Source organism: Pseudomonas sp. MF09150 (genome assembly GCF_059862355.1).
The window spans coordinates 123,892-138,306 of the sequence record NZ_JCBCUS010000005.1 but is presented as its reverse complement, the minus strand read 5'-3'; the positions used below and the strand labels follow the sequence as shown (position 1 = coordinate 138,306).

General features: G+C 60.5%; 18 protein-coding genes. 7 read left to right on the top strand and 11 right to left on the bottom strand.

Going from position 1 to position 14,415, the window contains the following annotated elements:
- Positions 1-39: 39 nt before the first annotated feature.
- From AC19YX_RS19550 to recX, 3 genes are all read left to right on the top strand, one after another.
- Positions 40-540 (top strand): nicotinamide-nucleotide amidohydrolase family protein, encoded by a 501-nt coding sequence (locus tag AC19YX_RS19550; protein WP_201129691.1) that lies wholly within the window; start codon positions 40-42, stop codon positions 538-540.
- A gap of 83 nt (positions 541-623) precedes the next feature.
- A complete protein-coding gene (recA, locus tag AC19YX_RS19545) occupies positions 624-1,676 on the top strand; it encodes a recombinase RecA (protein WP_020296553.1) in 1,053 nt (350 codons plus the stop codon).
- An 8-nt stretch (positions 1,677-1,684) separates the two neighbouring features.
- The gene (recX, locus tag AC19YX_RS19540) at positions 1,685-2,149 is read left to right on the top strand and encodes a recombination regulator RecX (RefSeq protein ID WP_078470114.1); all 465 of its coding nucleotides are present in this window, start codon (positions 1,685-1,687) and stop codon (positions 2,147-2,149) included.
- A gap of 43 nt (positions 2,150-2,192) precedes the next feature.
- Here the strand turns inward: recX and AC19YX_RS19535 are convergent, their stop codons facing one another.
- Complete coding sequence (locus AC19YX_RS19535) at positions 2,193-3,311, bottom strand: LOG family protein (protein WP_078470115.1); 1,119 nt, start codon at positions 3,309-3,311, stop codon at positions 2,193-2,195.
- A 581-nt stretch (positions 3,312-3,892) separates the two neighbouring features.
- Positions 3,893-4,318, bottom strand: coding sequence for a PA3611 family quorum-sensing-regulated virulence factor (locus AC19YX_RS19530; protein ID WP_020296550.1), 426 nt, complete (start codon positions 4,316-4,318; stop codon positions 3,893-3,895).
- A 188-nt stretch (positions 4,319-4,506) separates the two neighbouring features.
- Here AC19YX_RS19530 and AC19YX_RS19525 point away from each other — a divergent pair, with 188 nt between their 5' ends.
- On the top strand, positions 4,507-5,229 hold the full coding sequence (locus tag AC19YX_RS19525) for a tRNA-uridine aminocarboxypropyltransferase (protein WP_078470116.1): 723 nt from the start codon (positions 4,507-4,509) through the stop codon (positions 5,227-5,229).
- On the opposite strand, the gene AC19YX_RS19520 is transcribed toward AC19YX_RS19525, so the two are convergent.
- Positions 5,201-6,112, bottom strand: coding sequence for a DMT family transporter (locus tag AC19YX_RS19520; RefSeq protein ID WP_500606805.1), 912 nt, complete (start codon positions 6,110-6,112; stop codon positions 5,201-5,203). The two genes, AC19YX_RS19525 and AC19YX_RS19520, sit on opposite strands and share 29 nt — an antisense overlap.
- Before the next feature lie 25 nt (positions 6,113-6,137).
- Entirely contained in the window at positions 6,138-6,359 is a 222-nt protein-coding gene (locus AC19YX_RS19515; RefSeq protein WP_153050225.1) for a hypothetical protein, read from the bottom strand.
- On the opposite strand from AC19YX_RS19515, the gene erdR reads away from it, so the two are divergent.
- On the top strand, positions 6,352-7,002 hold the full coding sequence (gene erdR, locus AC19YX_RS19510) for a response regulator transcription factor ErdR (RefSeq protein WP_020296547.1): 651 nt from the start codon (positions 6,352-6,354) through the stop codon (positions 7,000-7,002). The genes AC19YX_RS19515 and erdR overlap by 8 nt on opposite strands.
- Before the next feature lie 77 nt (positions 7,003-7,079).
- Entirely contained in the window at positions 7,080-7,442 is a 363-nt protein-coding gene (locus AC19YX_RS19505) for a diacylglycerol kinase (RefSeq protein ID WP_078470118.1), read from the top strand.
- Here AC19YX_RS19505 and AC19YX_RS19500 read toward each other — a convergent pair.
- Positions 7,439-8,365: a LysR family transcriptional regulator gene (locus tag AC19YX_RS19500; RefSeq protein WP_078470119.1), complete on the bottom strand. Its 927-nt coding sequence runs from the start codon at positions 8,363-8,365 to the stop codon at positions 7,439-7,441. The genes AC19YX_RS19505 and AC19YX_RS19500 overlap by 4 nt on opposite strands.
- A gap of 135 nt (positions 8,366-8,500) precedes the next feature.
- Here AC19YX_RS19500 and fpr point away from each other — a divergent pair, with 135 nt between their 5' ends.
- Entirely contained in the window at positions 8,501-9,280 is a 780-nt protein-coding gene (gene fpr, locus AC19YX_RS19495) for a ferredoxin-NADP reductase (RefSeq protein ID WP_003443014.1), read from the top strand.
- A 67-nt stretch (positions 9,281-9,347) separates the two neighbouring features.
- Here the strand turns inward: fpr and tsaA are convergent, their stop codons facing one another.
- The 6 genes from tsaA to rimO all read right to left on the bottom strand — a co-directional run bounded on the left by tsaA (position 9,348) and on the right by rimO (position 14,285).
- Positions 9,348-10,043, bottom strand: a complete 696-nt coding sequence (gene tsaA, locus AC19YX_RS19490; protein ID WP_500606804.1) for a tRNA (N6-threonylcarbamoyladenosine(37)-N6)-methyltransferase TrmO — start codon at positions 10,041-10,043, stop codon at positions 9,348-9,350.
- A 73-nt stretch (positions 10,044-10,116) separates the two neighbouring features.
- The gene (locus AC19YX_RS19485) at positions 10,117-10,887 is read right to left on the bottom strand and encodes an SDR family oxidoreductase (RefSeq protein WP_500606803.1); all 771 of its coding nucleotides are present in this window, start codon (positions 10,885-10,887) and stop codon (positions 10,117-10,119) included.
- 130 nt (positions 10,888-11,017) lie between these two features.
- Positions 11,018-11,485: a YehS family protein gene (locus AC19YX_RS19480; RefSeq protein ID WP_020296542.1), complete on the bottom strand. Its 468-nt coding sequence runs from the start codon at positions 11,483-11,485 to the stop codon at positions 11,018-11,020.
- A gap of 75 nt (positions 11,486-11,560) precedes the next feature.
- A complete protein-coding gene (locus AC19YX_RS19475) occupies positions 11,561-12,271 on the bottom strand; it encodes an rRNA pseudouridine synthase (RefSeq protein ID WP_020296541.1) in 711 nt (236 codons plus the stop codon).
- 82 nt (positions 12,272-12,353) lie between these two features.
- Entirely contained in the window at positions 12,354-12,827 is a 474-nt protein-coding gene (locus AC19YX_RS19470; protein WP_500606802.1) for a GNAT family N-acetyltransferase, read from the bottom strand.
- 120 nt (positions 12,828-12,947) lie between these two features.
- On the bottom strand, positions 12,948-14,285 hold the full coding sequence (gene rimO, locus AC19YX_RS19465; RefSeq protein ID WP_500606801.1) for a 30S ribosomal protein S12 methylthiotransferase RimO: 1,338 nt from the start codon (positions 14,283-14,285) through the stop codon (positions 12,948-12,950).
- Positions 14,286-14,415: the final 130 nt, after the last annotated feature.

Below are 14,415 nucleotides of genomic sequence, written 5' to 3'. Positions count from 1 at the left end.
ACGGTAAGTCACTTGCCCGCCCCATCAGGAGAAGCCTCCGTGAAAGAAATCACCCAACTCGCCGCTGAACTTGGCAGGCGTCTGCAGGTGCTCAATGCCCATGTCACGACGGCCGAGTCCTGCACCGGCGGCGGAATTGCCGAAGCCATCACTCGCATTCCCGGTAGCTCGGCCTGGTTCGAGGCCGGGTATGTCACCTATTCCAATCGGCAGAAAACCCAGCAGTTGGAAGTGCCTGCCGAGCTTTTCGCTTCGGTGGGCGCGGTCAGTCGCGAGGTGGTCGAGGCCATGGTGCGCGGCGCCCAGGATAAAAGCCTGGCCCATTTTGCCGTGGCGGTGAGTGGGGTGGCCGGGCCGGACGGGGGCTCGCCACAGAAGCCGGTGGGCACCGTCTGGCTCGCCTGGGGCGCGGGAGAGACGCTGGTCAGTGAGCTGCGGCACTTCGCCGGTAACCGGGATGAGGTCCGCCGACAAACGGTGAAGGCCGCGCTAGAGGGGCTGCTGCAACATGCCGCGGCAGAAATCTCAAATCAGGGGTAGGCGATCCTCAAGCGCTGTGGAATAATACTGGCTACTTATACAGGTGTTGGCCGTCAGGCCTTATTGATTACGTGAGGACTTTAATGGACGACAACAAGAAGAAAGCCTTGGCTGCGGCCCTGGGTCAGATCGAACGTCAATTCGGCAAGGGTGCCGTAATGCGTATGGGCGATCAGGACCGTCAGGCGATCCCGGCTATTTCCACTGGCTCTCTGGGTCTGGACATCGCGCTCGGCATTGGCGGTCTGCCAAAAGGCCGTATCGTTGAAATCTACGGTCCGGAATCTTCCGGTAAAACTACGCTGACGCTGTCGGTGATCGCCCAGGCTCAAAAAGCCGGCGCCACCTGCGCATTCGTCGACGCCGAGCACGCCCTGGACCCTGAGTACGCCGGCAAGCTGGGTGTCAACGTCGACGACCTGCTGGTATCCCAGCCGGATACCGGCGAGCAGGCTCTGGAAATCACCGACATGCTGGTGCGCTCCAACGCTGTTGACGTGATCATCGTCGACTCCGTAGCCGCTCTGGTACCAAAGGCTGAAATCGAAGGCGAAATGGGTGACATGCACGTGGGCCTGCAAGCCCGTCTGATGTCCCAGGCGCTGCGTAAAATCACCGGTAACATCAAGAACGCCAACTGCCTGGTTATCTTCATCAACCAGATCCGTATGAAAATCGGCGTGATGTTCGGCAGCCCGGAAACCACCACCGGTGGTAACGCGCTGAAGTTCTATGCCTCGGTTCGTCTGGATATCCGTCGCACCGGCGCGGTTAAAGAGGGTGATGAAGTCGTTGGTAGCGAAACCCGCGTCAAAGTCGTGAAGAACAAGGTGGCTTCGCCGTTCCGTCAGGCCGAGTTCCAGATTCTCTACGGCAAGGGCATCTACCTCAACGGCGAGATGATCGATCTTGGCGTGCTGCATGGCTTCGTTGAGAAGTCCGGCGCCTGGTATGCCTACAACGGCAACAAGATCGGCCAGGGCAAGGCCAACTCGGCCAAGTTCCTGCAGGACAATCCGGATATCGCGGCAGCCCTCGAGAAGCAGATTCGCGACAAGCTGCTGACCCCGGCTCCAGATGTCAAAGCTTCGCCAGCCAAAGAAAGCGTTGCTGACCTGGCTGATGCTGATAGCTGATTGAGCCAATGACCGCCGTACTCGATACCCTCGTCGCGGTGCGGCGAACTGCAATGGACCTGCTCGCGCGACGCGAGCATGGTCGAGTCGAGCTGACGCGTAAACTGCGTCAGCGCGGCGCCTCTCCCGAAATGATCGAAGAAGCACTTGACCGTCTGACCGAGGATGGCCTGCTCTCCGAAGCTCGTTACCTCGAAAGTTTTGTCTCCTACCGTGCTCGTTCTGGTTACGGCCCTTTGCGTATCCGCGAAGAGCTGAGTCAGCGTGGCTTGCAGCGCGGCGATATCGAACTGGCCTTGCGTGAGTCGGGTATCGACTGGCAAGAACAGTTGCAGGATGTCTGGCGCCGCAAGTTTTCCGGCCATTTACCGATCGATGCCCGTGAGCGCGCCAAGCAGGGGCGCTTTTTGAGTTATCGGGGGTATTCGATGGAGTTGATCAACCGCTTGTTCAGCGGTCGATCAGATGACTGACAGTGTGGCCCTGCCCTGAAAGGTTCGGGCCACCACGTGCTGATCAAGTGACCTTGATCGGCTCCCTGACTCGATGTTGCGTCTTGGCCTGAGTATTGGCCCAGTTTTCCGGCAGGTTGATAAAGTCGATCAGTTCTCGCAGGCGACCGTTGTTGCGAGCATTGAAGGTGAATGCCAAGCGCGCCAGGTGGCTGAACTGGGGTTCGTCGTGCTCTTCGCCGCTGTAGGCATGCTGATGAAAGTGATCACTCAGGCACAAATCGGCAAAGGTGGCCTGCATCTGCTCCAGTGCCTCATCGCTGAGTTTGTGGTTCATGCGGATTACAAACTGATGCTTCAGCCAGCGGCTGGAGTGGAAGTTGGCGTAGAACTGGTTGATTTCTGCCACTGCCTCCTCGGTGCTGTGCACCAGGCGCATCAGCTTCATGTCGGTGGGCAGGATGTAATGATTGGCTTCCAGTTGCTGCTGGAGAAAGTCCAGCGCGCCTTGCCAGAAACTGCCTCCGGGAACATCCAGCAGTACCACTGGCACCAGCGGGCTTTTGCCGGTCTGGATCAAGGTCAGGACTTCCAGGGCTTCATCCAGGGTGCCAAAACCGCCAGGGCATAGCACCAGTGCATCGGCTTCCTTGACGAAGAACAACTTGCGCGTGAAGAAGAAGTGGAACGACAACAGGTTGTGGGTGCCGCCGACCGTTGAGTTGGCGTGCTGCTCGAAGGGCAGGGTGATATTGAACCCCAGGCTGTGATCAAGGCCCGCACCTTCATGGGCTGCCGCCATGATGCCGCCGCCGGCGCCGGTGATTACCATCAGGTCGGAGCGGGCGAGGGCGGCCCCCAGTTCCCGGGCCATGCCATAGAGCGGGTGTTCGATCGGCGTGCGTGCCGATCCGAATACCGTGACTTTGCGTCGCCCCTTGAACTGTTCCAGCACGCGGAATGCATGCTCGAGTTCGCGCAGGGCCTGCAAGGTGATTTTGGCGTTCCAGCGGTTCAGGTCATCCTGGGCCATGCGTAGCACGGTCAGGATCATGTCGCGATAAAGAGGGATATTCGGGCTGTTGGGGGCAATCAGGTTGAGTTGCTCTTCGACCTTGCTAGTGAGGTCGATACCCTTGTTTTGAAAATGACGGCTGAGTAGGTCACTCGGTTCATAAGGCATTAAAAACTTCTCCTTCTGCACAGAACCTTCGGCACGGGCGAGGTATTCACCAGCGCCACGACACGGCATGTGTCGCTATTCGCCCAGATTTTTGCCTGAGCCTTCTGACTGGTCGTGGCCGTCACTGAGTGGCCTGACGAGCAGTCATGAATACCGATTCTGCTTTTCCTTGTTTGAGACAACAGTTGCACGGCAAGACGTGATCGGGCTCCTCCAACTGCCCGGGACAGTTAACGGCAGTACGCTCTGAATGACTCGATCATGTGCCCACAAAGTCTTGCCTGGCAACAGGATATTGGCGTTTGCCAGGTGATGCAGCGACAGATCAATGTGAGCCGCCAACCCGCTATGAGCAGATAAGCACCCTATCGCGCAAACAAGACATGCAGGTGTCAGCGTCAGAGGGGGATCGCAGAGAGGGATAGGAGAGCTCGGTCGTCGTCAGCTTGAGGGCCGATGCCATCGAGCATCAAGGGCATCGACGGCGGCGCTTGCTGGATGGAAGCGCCGTGTACGTCAGATGCAGGCTTGCCGGTCGAGCTGCGGATCGATGATCGGCAGCTGCGCCAGTCAGTGGGTAATTACTTTTTCTTGGCGGGGGTGGCTGCGGGGCAGTCGGATTCCTGGAAGCGCGCCGAGGCCACTGGGCGGTTGGTGCGGTTCTCGGTGAATTCGTAACGCATGATCGCGCCCCTGGCCATCAACTTGCGGTAGTTCGGGTTACGGCAAACGCTGGCGCCCAATTGCAGATACACCGCTTTGGGGTTCTCACGCATTTTTGCCGCGTGGTCGGCTTGCACGCTGAGGTGGTTGATCAGCTCTTTACCTTCAACCGTGTAGCCTTGGTCCAGGATGTTCTCGTTAACTTCCCGGGGGGTACCGACATTGCTTTCTTCAGCCACTTTCTGCAGCGTTTTGTTCAGTTCGAAGTCTTGCAACGACGCAGCCTGGGCACTGAAGGGCAGGGCCAGCAGCAGGGCAACGGTGGGGACGATAAAGCGCAACATGAAACTCTCCTGGTGCAGTGACTGATGCTTCGACCAGCCGCTGGGCTGTGCGTTCAGTGGCGCGAATTATAGGGGAGTGCTGGGAAGGCGGTACAGGTTTGCGCAGATAGCTCTGATAAACTTGCGCGACTTTTACCCTGCCGAGTGCTTTTCGTGTCGATTCTTCTGCTTTGCCGGGGCTGCTTGCGATGAGCCACGCTGTTTCCCGTTTGCGCGCCCAGCGCCTGGCCCGTGCCGTCAAACCCTTCGTTGCACGAGGTTCGCGGGCCGAACGCTGCCCCGGCTGCCGGGTTATTCCCTCCCATTGCATGTGTGCCTGGCGGCCCAAGGTCTCGGCCAGATCGGCCATGTGCCTGGTGATGCATGATGTGGAGCCGCTCAAACCCAGCAATACCGGCTGGCTGATCGCTGACGTGATCGATGAGACCAGCGCATTCCCCTGGTCGCGGACCGAAGTCGATCCCGAGTTGCTGGCGCTGATTGCCGATCCGCAATGGCAGCCGTACATCGTTTTTCCGGGGGAGTTCGTGGCGCCGGAGCGGGTGGTGAGCGAAGTTCGCCTGGAAGAAGGCAAGCGCCCACTGTTTATTCTGCTGGACGCGACCTGGAGCGAAGCGCGCAAGATGTTTCGCAAGAGCCCGTACCTGGAACACTTGCCAGTGCTCAGCCTGGAGCCCGAGCAACTGTCGCGCTATAAGCTGCGACGCTCCAAGCGCGACGACCACTTTTGCACTGCGGAGGTGGCCGCGTTATGCCTGGAACTGGCCCAGGACCCGCTTGCCAGTGAGGTGCTAGACGCCTATCTGGACGTGTTCAGCACTCATTATCTGGCAGCCAAGTATCAATTGGTCATCGACCCCGATGATGAGGTCCATAACCGGCTCAAGCCCTTTCTGCCGTCTGCGCCCTAAGCCGTTGCGGCTTTCTGGGCCAGAGTTGCGCCACCAGCATGCCGCTGAGCATCAGCGCACAGCCTATATAGCCGCGCATCTGCAGGGACTCATCCAGCAGCCAGGCGCCGGCAATGGCGGCGAACACCGCTTCCAGCGACAGAATGATCGCCGCATGGGAGGCGATCGCGTCCTTTTGCGCGATCACCTGCAAGGTGTAGCCGATCCCCACGGCAATCACCCCGCCATACACGATGGCCGGGCCGGCAGCGATGATCGCGGTCCATTCAATGGGCTCAAGGCACAGGGCTAGGATCAGGCTGACCACCGAACAGGTGGTGAATTGCAGAAAGGCCAGGCGAATCGGGTCGTGACGGCTGGCGAAGATGCCGACCAGCACCACGTGCCCACCCCAGACAAAGGCGCCAATCAACTGCAGCCAGTCCCCGGAGGCCACCGTGAAGCCCTCGTTGACGCTCAGCAGAAACATCCCCACCACCGCCAGCACTGCGCCGAGCCAGGTACCCAACCCGGTCTTATGCCCGATCAGCAGCCCCAGAAGTGGCACTACAATGACGTAGAGCCCGGTGATGAAGCCGGCATTGGTGACGCTGGTGAACATCAGTCCGACTTGTTGCAGGTTGATGCCCAGAGCCAGGGCCAGGCCCATCAGGCTGCCTCCGAGCAAAAGCCCCCGGGTCAGCAGTGGCTCAGCCTTGGGTTCACCGCGCTGGCGGCGCAGCACCAATGGCAGCAGGCACAGCGAGCCGAGGGCAAAACGCAGGCCGGAATAAAGGAAAGGACCGATGTGGTCCATGCCCGTGGTTTGGGCGACAAAGGCTGAGCCCCAGATAATGGCGGTGACCAGCATCAGGACATCGGCACGCAAGGCTCGGCTTCGCATGATGGCTCTCTTATTAGTTAGCCGGCTACGATGCCGCAAAGCTTGGAACTTGACCACCCCGGCTTCGCTGGGCATGCTTGGCGCCGATTAGGGCGCGACCGAAGTTTGAAACGCCGCTTTCCCGGGCTCTTGGCGTTGATCGTGCTGTTTTCAGATGGCGCATTCTGGCGCGCATCTGTGTTGTTTTGGTGAGGACCGAATGCATCGGTTCAGCCATAAAAAACAGGATCATTTGAAAAATGGCCACATACGAAATCCTGATAGCTGATGACCATCCACTGTTTCGTGGTGCACTGCATCAGGCGCTGACCCTGGGCCTTGGCCCTGATGTGCGGCTGGTGGAGGTGGCGAGTATCGCCGAGCTGGAATCGCGCTTGAGCGAGAAGGCCGACTGGGACTTGGTGCTGCTGGACCTGAACATGCCCGGTGCCTACGGTTTTTCCGGGCTGGTGCTGTTGCGCGGTCAGTACCCGCAAATCCCGGTGGTGATGGTTTCGGCCCAGGAAGAAGCCTCGGTCATGGTGCGTTCCCGTGAGTTCGGTGCCAGCGGTTTCATCCCCAAATCCAGCCCACTGGAAGTCATCCAGAAAGCAGTGCGCAGCGTGCTCGACGGTGACGTCTGGTGGCCGCCGCAGGCGTTTGAACAGGTCAGCGTTTCTGCCGAAGCCAAGGCCGCCAGCGAGGGCCTGGCCAGTCTTACGCCGCAGCAGTTTCGGGTGTTGACCATGGTCTGCGAAGGGTTGCTGAACAAGCAGATCGCCTACGAACTGAGCGTATCGGAGGCGACGATCAAGGCCCACGTCACGGCCATTTTCCGTAAGCTCGGGGTGCGTACCCGGACCCAGGCCGCCTTGCTCCTGCAACAACTTGAGTCAATTTCCAGCCACTGATGGTCGGTTTGTTCACGCTTTTTTGACTCTTGTTGAACTAGTTTTCCCACTTCTTTTTTTGCTCAGTTGCCTACCTTATGTCGCCTTTCAAGGGTCAAACCGGTCTTAAACGCATCCTCAACGCCTCCGGCTACTCCTTCGATGGTTTGCGTGCCGCCTTCACTGGCGAAGCCGCATTCCGTCAACTGGTGCTGCTCAACGTCATTTTGATTCCGGTGAGCTTCTTGCTGTCCGTCAGCCGGGTCGAGCGCGCGTTGCTGATTGCGGTCTGTCTGCTGGCGCTGATTGTCGAACTGCTCAATTCGGCAGTGGAAGCGGCGATCGACCGGATTTCCCTGGATCGCCACCCCCTGTCAAAAAATGCCAAGGACATGGGCAGCGCCGCGCAGTTCGTGGCACTGAGCATGATTGCCGCCGTATGGGCGGTGATCCTGATCTAGGGAATGCTCGGCAGCACGATCTCGTCGCTGCGTTGCACGCCAGCTGTGAATGCGCGGCACAGCTCCAGGAACTCGCGCATGGCCGAGGTCTGGTACTTCTGCTTATGCCAGATGAAGTAGAACTGCCGGGCCAGGTCCAGGTCCGGGGTTTCCACCGGCACCAGGCTGCCACGGCGGAAGGCATCGCGCAGGGCCAGCCGAGAGATGCAGCCAATCCCCAAACCAGACTCCACCGCGCGCTTGATGGCCTCGGTGTGCTCCAGTTCCAGGCGGATATTCAGCGCGCTACGGTGATGGCGCATTGCTTGGTCGAAGGTCAGGCGCGTACCTGAACCCTGTTCCCGCAGGATCCAGGCCTCTTGGGTCAACTCCTCCATGGTGGCGTGCCCGCGTTTGGCCAGGGGGTGCTGCGGGGCGCAGAACACCACCAGCTCATCTTCGACCCAGGTCTGGACTTCGATATCAGGATGACTGCAGTCACCTTCAATTAGACCCAGATCAATTTCGTAGTGGGCGACCTGTTGCACGATATGCGCAGTGTTCTGTACATGCAGCTTCACCTGGCTTTCCGGATGGACCTGCATGAAGCTGCCGATCAGCAAGGTGGCCAGGTAGTTGCCGATGGTCAGGGTGGCGCCCACCGACAGCGAGCCGAAGCCGGATTTGCCGTTGAGCAGGTCCTCGATTTCCTTGGCCTGGTCCAGCAGCGCCACCGCTTGCGGCAACAGCTGTTTGCCCAGGGCGTTGAGGCTCAGGCGCTTGCCGGCGCGGTCGAACAATTGGCAACTCGATTGCCGTTCGAGCTCACTGATCGAGGTACTCGCGGCGGATTGGGAAAGGGCCAGCAACCCGGCAGCGCGAGACACGCTCTCTTGCTGGGCAACGGCGACGAATACTTGAAGTTGACGGAGAGTAAATCGCATATCGATATAACCGATAACCCTTATCTTAATAATCCATTTAACAGATATTGTCGCCGCCATTAGAATGCTATGCAATTGTGCTCAGCTCATTGTGCACTGAGCTTGCGCAGACAACTTTCCAGGAGTTCCCCGTACATGAGCAACATGAACCACGAACGTGTCCTCAGTGTTCACCACTGGAACGACACGCTGTTCAGCTTCAAGTGCACCCGCGATCCGGGCCTGCGCTTCGAGAACGGTCAGTTCGTGATGATCGGCCTGCAACAACCCAACGGCCGCCCGCTTATGCGCGCTTACTCGATTGCCAGCCCTAACTGGGAAGAGCATCTCGAGTTCTTCAGCATCAAGGTTCCTGATGGTCCGCTGACTTCCCAGCTGCAGCACTTGAAGGAAGGCGACGAGATCATCATCAGCAAAAAACCGACCGGCACCCTGGTGCTGGACGATTTGAAGCCTGGTAAACACCTGTACCTGCTCAGCACCGGTACTGGCCTGGCGCCCTTCATGAGCGTGATCCAGGATCCGGAAACCTACGAGCGTTTCGAAAAAGTGATCCTGTGCCACGGCGTGCGCTACGTCAACGAAGTCGCCTACCGCGAATTCATCACCGAGCACCTGCCGCAGAACGAGTTCTTCGGCGAGGCGCTGCGTGACAAGTTGATCTACTACCCAACCGTGACCCGCGAGCCGTTCGAAAACGAAGGCCGCCTGACCGACCTGATGCGTAGCGGCAAACTGTTCAGCGACATCGGCCTGCCGCCGATCAACCCGCAGGACGACCGCGCCATGCTGTGCGGCAGCCCGAGCATGCTTGACGAGACCAGCGAAGTGCTCAACAGCTTCGGCCTCAAGGTTTCGCCGCGTATGCGCGAGCCGGGGGATTACCTGATCGAGCGCGCCTTCGTCGAGAAGTAAGCGCCTCGTTCCACTAAAAAGCCCGCGTTGCCTGATAAGGCAGCGCGGGCTTTTTTGTTTCTGCGGTTCAGGCGGCGGGGACCACTTCCAGCACTCGAATCAGGCCCGGCTCCGGATAATGCCAGCGCACGTCCAGGTCCCAGAATTGCGCGCCGTACTGGCGCTCCGGCGTGGGTGCCTGATAAGCCGGACGCGGATCCTGGGCCAGGCACTGCTCGATCAGCTCGACCAAGGGCTCTTGCAGGCGCTGAGCGTGCGTATGAGCCTGTTGCAGCGCTTCGTCGGCCCAGTGCACCGGGATCAGTTGCGGTGCGGTGCTGGCGATGCTGTTGTGGGCGCTGTCGATGATGTCGGCGTACGGCACGTAGGGCTTGATGTCGAGGATCGGCGTGCCGTCCAGCAGATCGATGCCGGAGATCCACAGGCGGCCGGCTTCAACCTTGTCCAGCTTGACCACCGACTGGCCGATGCCGTTGGGGCGGTGGGTGGCGCGGGTGGCGAACACCCCCATGGATTTATTGCCGCCCAGGCGCGGCGGGCGCACCTTGAGCCGCGGCTTGTCCTCCAGCGCCTGATGGAACACAAACAGCAGCCACACGTGGCTCACCTGCTCCAGGCCCTGGACCGCGTCGCCTTGATCGAATGGCGCCACCAGCTCCAGCACGCCGCGCGCGGCCGGAGCCAGTTGTGGCTGGCGCGGGATGGCGAATTTTTCCTTGAAGCAGGAACGCACGAAGCCGATGGGGGAAACGCTGTAGGTCATGGTCAGGGGTCGAGGCCGGGTGAGGCGCGCATGATAGCGCACCCGGCGGCCAGCGCCCGCGAACGCCGCTCGTTCAGAGGCTGAAGCCGCCATCCAGCGGGATGATGTTTCCGGTCATGTAGGCCCCGGCGGTACTCGCCAGGCTGATGGCCAGCGCGGCCATTTCCTCTTCGCGGCCCCAGCGCCCCATGGGGATCAGCGCGGTGTCGTCCGCCAGTGCCTGCTCATCGTTGCCGATGTGCTGGGTCATCTTGCTCGGAAAGCGCCCCGGAGCGATCACATTGACGTTGATGTGCTGGCTGACCAGCTCGCGGGCCAGAATCCGCGACAACTGGTGCAGGGCAGCCTTGCTCGGGCCGTAGGCGTACGCCTGTTCGCCAAAGGAAGCAATGCCCGCCACCGAGCCGATATTGATGATCCGCGCCGGGTTCTGCGCCGAGCCGGCTTTGCGCAGCAGCGGCAGACATTGCTGGATGCAGGTGAAGACCGAGGTCACGTTGAGCTGCATGACCTTCTCCCAGCCCTTGACCGGGTAGCTTTCCAGCGGTGCGCCCCAGGTGGTGCCGGCGTTGTTCACCAGGATGTCCAGTTGGGCGACCTCCTGCTCCAGCTGCGCGACCAATTGCTGCACGCCTTCTTCGGTGGCCAGGTTGGCAGCCAGCCCGCGGCATTGCCCCAGGGCGCCGAGTTCTTCGGCGGTCTGCCGGCAGGCCTCGGCATCGCGCGCGCACACGTAAACGCTGGCGCCGGCCTCGACAAAGGCCTTGGCGATCATTTTGCCGATACCACGGGTGCCGCCGGTCACCAGGGCGGTGCGGCCTTGCAGGGAGAAGTAGGGATGCATGGCGAGTCCTGAGGGCTTGGAGTAAGGGGTTACCCTAGTCGTCAGGCGGGTGCAGCGGAGCCACTATTTTTACAGGGAATACGGCGTCATGCGCGGAGGCGGTGACCGTAGTCAGCCGCCTCCGAGGTGCTCAGGGACGGACGCGCAGGGTCAGGCCCTTGAGGAAATTGCGCAGCAACTGGTCGCCGCACGGACGGTAGTTGGTGTGGCCGAACTTGCGGAACAGCGCGCTCAACTCAGGCTTGGACACCGGGAACTCGGCGGCCTTGAGGATGGCGTGCATGTCGTCTTCCTTGAGTTCGAAGGCCACCCGCAGTTTTTTCAGGATGATGTTGTTGGTCACCGGGACTTCGATCGGCTGCGGCGGACGGCTTTCGTCCTTGCCACGCTTGAAAATCACCAGGCCGTCGAGGAAGTGCGCCATGACTTCATCCGGGCAACGGACGAAGCCTTCTTCGTCTTCCTCTTTCTTGTCGAGGTAGGTCACCAGGTCGGCCAGGGCCACGTCCATGCCGCCGAGTTTGATGATCTCGATGACTTTCTTGTCGCTGATGTCGAGCATGTAGCGCACGCTGCGCAGTACGTCGTTATGAATCATGGTGTGCAATCCTGATATTCAGCAGTGGGCGCCGCATAAGCTGCGGCGCCGAAATGTAAGGCGGCGGCAGAGGTCTTAGAACTTCTCTTTGCCGGACAGGTAGCGCCATTGCCCCAGGGGCACTTTGCCGATGGACACGCCGCCGATGCGGATCCGACGGATGGCGACGACCTTCAGGCCGACGGCCTGGCAGAACAGGGCGATCACGCCCGGTTGCGGGTTTTTCATGGCAAAGCGCAGGCGGTTTTCGTTTTGCCAACTGGCCTTGACCGGCGGCAGCTCCTTGCCCTTGTAGGTCAGACCGTGATTCAGGCGGTTCAAGCCATGAGCCACCATGTCGCCTTCAACCTCGACCACGTATTCCTGCTCGATCTTGCTGGCGTCGGCGGTGAGCTTGCGCAAAATCTTCCAGTCCTGGGTGAACACCAGCAGGCCGCTGGCGTTGGCCTGCAAGTCGCTGCTGGCGGTCAGGCGCAGGAAGTGCCCCTTGAGCGGGCGCTTGCCGTAGCGATGCTCCTCGCTCAGGGTGTCGGCGCTGATGCTGGCCATGGCGCTGTCTGCATCCATGCCCACCGGCACGTTCAGCAGAATCGTCACCGGCTCCGGCGCGGTGGCCTTGGCCTCCGGGTCGAGCTCGACCTTCTGGTTCTCGACCTTGAACTGCGGCTCGTCGATCACCTCGCCATCCACCGTGACCCAGCCGCCCTCGATGAACAGCTCAGCCTCCCGGCGGGAACAGCCGACGAGTTCGATGAGGCGTTTGGAGAGACGAATCGGGTCAGTCATGACAGGGGCCGCAGTAAAAGGGGGTGGGCATTGTACCTGCCCGGCGCCGGTTAATCCCGGGTCCATTTGCCGGTTGTGGCTTTTAGCCGCGTCCGGCTTGCAGGTGCGGCTGTTTCAAGCGCATGTGCAGCAGCGGATAAGGCTGGCCCATGCCGTCGTGTTCCGTGCGGCCGATGACTTCGAAGCCTTGCTTGAAATAGAACCCCAGGGCCTGCGGATTCTGTTCGTTGACGTCCAGCTGGCAGGCATTCAGGTGCTCGACGGCGTACTTGAGCAACTGCCGGCCCAGGCCTTGGCCGCGATGGTCCGGGTCGATAAACAGCATCTCGATCTTGCCCGCGGCCACCCCGGCAAACCCGGTGATCTGCAGGCGATGGTCGCGGGTGCAGATCAACATCACCGCATCCAGGTAGCGGGTCAGCACCAGATTTTTCAGCAGTTCGATGTAGCTGTCCGGCAAGAAGTCGTGGGTGGCGCGTACCGACGCCTCCCAGACCCGGGTCAGTTCCGCGTAGTCGCTGTTTTTCGGGGTGTGGATGATCGCGTGCTGGCGCATGCCGCCGGGTCCTGTGTTGTGCCTGGCCGCCTTGATGGAGGCCGTCTGTTGAGCAAACGATAGACCTAAAAAAGCCCCGCATCTCGGGAAGAGAGCAGGGCTTTTCGATTTTTTTACCCGTTACAGGGTTTCGGCCCACAGGTCGTATTCGTCTGCATCGGTAACCCGGCACCAGACTTTGTCGCCCGGCTTGAGATCGCCTGCGCCATCGATAAAGACGTTGCCGTCGATTTCCGGAGCGTCGAAGAAGCAGCGGCCGACCGCGCCATTCTCATCGACTTCATCGATCAGCACTTCGATTTCCTTGCCGATGCGCTGTTGCAGACGCGCCGAACTGATTTCCTGCTGGTGCGCCATAAAGCGATCCCAGCGGTCCTGCTTGACGTCATCGGGCACCACGTCCAGGTCCAGGTCATTGGCCGGCGCGCCTTCCACCGGCGAGTACTGGAAGCAGCCGACGCGGTCGAGCTGGGCTTCGGTCAGCCAGTTCAGCAGGTACTGGAAGTCTTCTTCGGTTTCACCCGGGAAGCCGACGATAAAGGTCGAGCGGATGATCAGCTCGGGACAGATCTGGCGCCAGTTCTTGATCCGCGCCAGGGTCTTGTCTTCGAAGGCCGGGCGTTTCATGGCCTTGAGGACTTTCGGGCTGGCGTGCTGGAACGGGATGTCCAGGTACGGCAGGATCTTGCCGGCGGCCATCAGCGGGATCAGCTCGTCCACATGCGGGTACGGGTACACGTAGTGCAGGCGGACCCAGACGCCGAGGCTGCTCAGGGCTTCGCAGAGCTCGGTCATGCGGGTTTTCACCGGCGCGCCGTTCCAGAACCCGGTGCGGTATTTGACGTCGACGCCATAGGCGCTGGTGTCCTGGGAGATCACCAGCAGCTCTTTCACGCCGGACTTGACCAGGCGCTGGGCCTCGTCGAGCACATCACCCACCGGGCGGCTGACCAGCTTGCCGCGCATCGACGGGATGATGCAGAAACTGCAGCTGTGGTTGCAGCCTTCGGAAATCTTCAGGTAGGCGTAGTGGCGCGGGGTCAGCTTGATGCCTTGGGGCGGCACCAGGTCGATCAGCGGGTTGTGGTCCTGGCGCGGTGGCACCACGTCGTGCACGGCGTTGACCACCTGCTCGTACTGTTGCGGGCCGGTGACGGCCAGTACGCTGGGGTGCACGTTGCGGATAGTGCCTTCTTCCACACCCATGCAGCCGGTGACGATGACCTTGCCGTTTTCCTTGATGGCTTCGCCGATCACTTCCAGGGATTCAGCCTTGGCCGAGTCGATAAAGCCGCAGGTGTTGACGACCACGACGTCAGCGTCCTGGTAGGTGGACACCACGTCATAGCCTTCCATGCGCAGTTGGGTAAGGATGCGCTCGGAGTCGACCAGGGCTTTCGGGCAGCCCAAGGAAACGAAGCCGACTTTCGGGTTGGCCGGCGTGGAGGGGGTGGACATGTCTAACCTCGGTATGGTGTCGAATCACTTGGGGGGCAAGTGCGACGGTTGGGCGCTGGCTGCGCCTCTGATCAAAAAGTGCGCAATTCTAGCGATGCTGAAAGCACTTGACCAGCTTTATGCAGGGAAA

What these genes read in the sequence shown, in the direction of transcription:
- recA (WP_020296553.1), top strand. Translation starts at nt 624, where the DNA reads ATGGACGACAACAAGAAGAAAGCCTTGGCTGCGGCCCTGGGTCAGATC.
- recX (WP_078470114.1), top strand. Translation starts at nt 1,685, where the DNA reads ATGACCGCCGTACTCGATACCCTCGTCGCGGTGCGGCGAACTGCAATG.
- AC19YX_RS19535 (WP_078470115.1), bottom strand. Translation starts at nt 3,311, where the DNA reads ATGCCTTATGAACCGAGTGACCTACTCAGCCGTCATTTTCAAAACAAG.
- AC19YX_RS19530 (WP_020296550.1), bottom strand. Translation starts at nt 4,318, where the DNA reads ATGTTGCGCTTTATCGTCCCCACCGTTGCCCTGCTGCTGGCCCTGCCC.
- AC19YX_RS19525 (WP_078470116.1), top strand. Translation starts at nt 4,507, where the DNA reads ATGAGCCACGCTGTTTCCCGTTTGCGCGCCCAGCGCCTGGCCCGTGCC.
- AC19YX_RS19520 (WP_500606805.1), bottom strand. Translation starts at nt 6,112, where the DNA reads ATGCGAAGCCGAGCCTTGCGTGCCGATGTCCTGATGCTGGTCACCGCC.
- erdR (WP_020296547.1), top strand. Translation starts at nt 6,352, where the DNA reads ATGGCCACATACGAAATCCTGATAGCTGATGACCATCCACTGTTTCGT.
- AC19YX_RS19505 (WP_078470118.1), top strand. Translation starts at nt 7,080, where the DNA reads ATGTCGCCTTTCAAGGGTCAAACCGGTCTTAAACGCATCCTCAACGCC.
- AC19YX_RS19500 (WP_078470119.1), bottom strand. Translation starts at nt 8,365, where the DNA reads ATGCGATTTACTCTCCGTCAACTTCAAGTATTCGTCGCCGTTGCCCAG.
- fpr (WP_003443014.1), top strand. Translation starts at nt 8,501, where the DNA reads ATGAGCAACATGAACCACGAACGTGTCCTCAGTGTTCACCACTGGAAC.
- tsaA (WP_500606804.1), bottom strand. Translation starts at nt 10,043, where the DNA reads ATGACCTACAGCGTTTCCCCCATCGGCTTCGTGCGTTCCTGCTTCAAG.
- AC19YX_RS19485 (WP_500606803.1), bottom strand. Translation starts at nt 10,887, where the DNA reads ATGCATCCCTACTTCTCCCTGCAAGGCCGCACCGCCCTGGTGACCGGC.
- AC19YX_RS19480 (WP_020296542.1), bottom strand. Translation starts at nt 11,485, where the DNA reads ATGATTCATAACGACGTACTGCGCAGCGTGCGCTACATGCTCGACATC.
- AC19YX_RS19475 (WP_020296541.1), bottom strand. Translation starts at nt 12,271, where the DNA reads ATGACTGACCCGATTCGTCTCTCCAAACGCCTCATCGAACTCGTCGGC.
- AC19YX_RS19470 (WP_500606802.1), bottom strand. Translation starts at nt 12,827, where the DNA reads ATGCGCCAGCACGCGATCATCCACACCCCGAAAAACAGCGACTACGCG.
- rimO (WP_500606801.1), bottom strand. Translation starts at nt 14,285, where the DNA reads ATGTCCACCCCCTCCACGCCGGCCAACCCGAAAGTCGGCTTCGTTTCC.